This is a genomic window from Aliivibrio kagoshimensis, assembly GCF_050337105.1.
Taxonomy (GTDB): domain Bacteria; phylum Pseudomonadota; class Gammaproteobacteria; order Enterobacterales; family Vibrionaceae; genus Aliivibrio_A; species Aliivibrio_A kagoshimensis.
In genome coordinates this window covers 1-1,679 of record NZ_JAKJSQ010000148.1, presented here as the reverse complement: position 1 = coordinate 1,679, position 1,679 = coordinate 1, and the positions used below count along the sequence as shown (strand labels likewise).

Sequence of the window (1,679 nt, the reverse complement as noted above, 5' to 3'; positions counted from 1 at the left end):
GTGGTAGCTTCTTCGCTACCGCTGACGATTTTGAAAGTACTTATCAATTAGGTGCTGGTGACAAAATTCAAATACAAGTYTACGGTGAAACTGATCTATCAATTAATGAACTACTCATTAGCTCAAGTGGTACGTTTGACTTTCCCTATTTAGGTCAACTAACCGCAAAAAGAAAAACGCTGCAACAGCTGAAAACTGAAATTCAAACAGGATTAAAAGGCGATTACCTAATTAATCCCAAAGTGATGGTGAATATTCTCAGCTTTAGACAGATCTATGTTAATGGCGAAGTAAAAAAACCAGGAGGTTATGAGTATCAACCTGGGCTAACGGTAGAAAAAGCCATAGCGCTTGCCGGTGGATTTACTGACAGAGCATCTAGAAGCTCAATAAAAATAACTAAAGCGGCTAAAAATAGTAAAGAGTTAAAAGGGAAACTAAGCACGATGGTATCCCCCGGTGACATTATTGTCATCGAACAGAGCTTCTTTTAATTAAACTCCGCATAACGAACAATTAGGCAACTGATCATGCTGTTTACATCTCCTGATGATTTAAAAGTCAAAGACGAAGTAATTGACTTTGGAAAGTATATTACGTCACTAAAAAAACATTGGCTTTTAATCTCACTCTTTACTTTTTTATGTACTGCAATTTCAATTCTAGTAGTGCTATCGATTACTCCCTCTTACAAAGCTACAGCTACTATTTTAATAGAGGCAAATCAAAGGAAAGCAGTTTCAATCGATGAGATTGTAGGTATTGATAGTAGTAAGAAAGAGTATTACGCTACCCAGTATGAGATTTTAAAATCAAATAAAGTGGCTGAAAAAGTTATACATAAGCTCGACTTATTTACATTACCTGAATTCAATGGTCAAACTAATAACAGTTCATCACTCATTAACAATATAAAAAAACAGATCAAAGCACTTCCAATTGTAAAAGCATACCTACCTCAAGCACCTATAGCTTCAGATGAGCAGAAACAAATATCATTAGAACAAAAAATTCTTATCAACTTCAAAAGTAAACTTTCGATCTCTCCAATTAAGAATACACAGTTAGTTAAAATCACCTTTGAGTCTACAGATCCAAAGTTAGCCTCTAAAATTGCTAATGAGATAGGAGCTGCCTTTATAGAAAATAATTTAGAATCACGTTTATCTGCCACTAAACAAGCTTCTAATTGGATAACTTCACGCCTCCAAGAATTAAAGTTAGAACTTGTTAACTCAGAGCAACAACTAACAACATATTTAAAAAGTGAAAAGCTAATAGATGATAGCGGCATTGATAGCTTAACCAGTACAGAACTCAATAATTTAACCAATAGACTATCTAGAGCAACAGAACGTACAGTAGCTGCAGAGTCTCTTTATGACTCACTTCTTCAAAATAAGAATGCTGAACTCTCGACTTTAGTATCAATATCAGAAATTTCCAACCACCCTCAAATTCGCGATATCCGAAAAGCAGAAATTGAAATAAAAAAGCAAGTTAATGAGCTATCAAAGCGTTATGGTCCAAAACATGACAAAATGATACGTGCGCAAGCACAGTTGAAATCCATACAAAAGCAGACAAATAAAATCATTACCGAACTGGCCAAAGGGATTGAAAAAGAGCTTCAAAGTGCACGTCGCCAAGAAGCGTCAATAAAACGAGAACTTATAAAT

The 1,679-nt window shown here is 35.0% G+C and carries 2 protein-coding genes; both read left to right on the top strand.

Going from position 1 to position 1,679, the window contains the following annotated elements; all coding sequences use genetic code 11:
* The coding region (locus L4C32_RS20575; RefSeq protein ID WP_428198760.1) for a polysaccharide biosynthesis/export family protein at nt 1-494 on the top strand (494 nt) is incomplete at its 5' end.
* 36 nt (nt 495-530) lie between these two features.
* Nucleotides 531-1,679, top strand: a 1,149-nt coding sequence (locus L4C32_RS20570) for a GumC family protein (protein WP_428198759.1), incomplete at its 3' end; no start/stop codon positions are given.